Source organism: Shewanella litoralis, assembly GCF_009828585.1.
Classification (GTDB): Bacteria; Pseudomonadota; Gammaproteobacteria; order Enterobacterales; family Shewanellaceae; genus Shewanella; species Shewanella litoralis.
Genome location: NZ_WSRZ01000057.1, coordinates 1 through 1,579 on the forward strand (window position 1 = coordinate 1; position 1,579 = coordinate 1,579).

Here is a 1,579-nt window from a genome sequence, read left to right on the forward strand (position 1 = left end):
TCGTCGTTTTCGGTCTAAATGCTCACAGTATTCGGTTAACGCAGGTAATGCGCCGACAGCACCTTTAAATAATGCACCAAACTCTGTAGTGATTTTAAGCCAATTCTCTGCGGGGATGTTTAGCCTATTCAGTATGCCCTGGCTAGTTTCCTAAAAAGCCACCCAGCTCTCCTAAAAAGCCACCAGTCTCCTAAAAAGCCACCCAGAATTTGAGCAAGTGACTTAACTCGTTTTCATTGCTTTGACCATAGTTACGCTTGAAATACTCAACTCACCAACTTTTATCGATATGGCTAAAAAAGTAGCAAAAAATGAATAATTTACTCATCATCTTCGAAATTCAACACAGCAGAAAAACTTGATAATAATCAAGTATAAGGAAATGGTAATTCGATTGGGGATTATGACTTAAGCGCACAGCCAACGCTGACAATTTGCAGCGCCTTGTCGTCGTTTTCGGTCTAAATGCTCACAGTATTCGGTTAACGCAGGTAATGCGCCGACAGCGCCTTTAAATAATGCACCAAACTCTGTGGTGATTTTGAGCCAATTCTCTGCAGGGATGTTTAATCTATTCAGTATATCCTGACTGCTTGAGCTAATGGCGCCACGCTTATCTTCTCGAATAATCCGACCGGTATCTTCAACCAATACTATGTAGTCTTCCACGCTGAACATGAGCCCATTAGGCATATTGAGTCGCTCATTACCCACAAACGGTAATAGCTCAGCTGGTTGCTCACCTTTCATTGCTGAATTAATACGGCGCTGAATACTGGTGTAATCTGAGGTTTCAGGAGTTGCAGCCATATTGGCTCTGACAGGGTTTAAATCGACATAAGCCATACAGGCTAATACTGCGGCTTCATCAAGCAGTGCTTGAGACTTAAAGCGCCCTTCCCAGAAGCGACCTGTACACTTATCTTCTTTATTGGCCATTCTGGCGATGGGCTCACTGAGTGAACGCATAAACCAACTGATATCAATTAAGCGCTTACGGTATTCGGTAATGCATTCATTAACCGTTTGAAGTTCAAATGAGTTAAGGTCTTCTTCTTTTAAGTATTTGTGCGTGAGTAACGTACCTTTAAAGCCCTTGTGCCATTGAATGAGCACTTCTTTATCTGACCACTGTTTTACTTTGTCAGCATCGACTTTCAACACTACATGCAAATGATTACTCATCACAGCGTAGGCACAGATATCGATGGCAAAGATGGTCGCTAACTCAAGAATGCGTGAATCGACCCACTCACGCCGATGCTCAAAGTTCTCACCTGTTGAGTTATCAACTCCACAAAGAAATGCCTTACGCACCACACGAGAGCAACAATGATAGTAAGGCGTATCTTCTAAACTAACGATTGTCTGTCTTGGTCTGGCCATCTTAGATTACCTGTCAGAGTTAAAGGTAACTAAGCCTAGTTGGTTGTTCAATATTTATCCACTTGGGATGGGTGATGAGATGGACGCTCCCTAATACGGCGTCAATGCGCCAAACTGATGTTGAACCATACAGTTACTTAAGGAGCGTCCACCATGAAAGTTACCACTATTGCGATTGATTTGGCAAAAAATG

Annotated in this window: 1 protein-coding gene and 1 pseudogene; both read right to left on the reverse strand. The window is 42.6% G+C overall.

Annotated features, from left to right (window positions below):
• A pseudogene (locus GQA99_RS20845) lies at nucleotides 1-147 on the reverse strand (transposase); the annotation flags it as partial.
• A 261-nt stretch (nucleotides 148-408) separates the two neighbouring features.
• Nucleotides 409-1,386 (reverse strand): transposase, encoded by a 978-nt coding sequence (locus tag GQA99_RS20620; protein WP_170293575.1) that lies wholly within the window; start codon nucleotides 1,384-1,386, stop codon nucleotides 409-411.
• Between the last annotated feature and the right edge of the window lie 193 nt (nucleotides 1,387-1,579).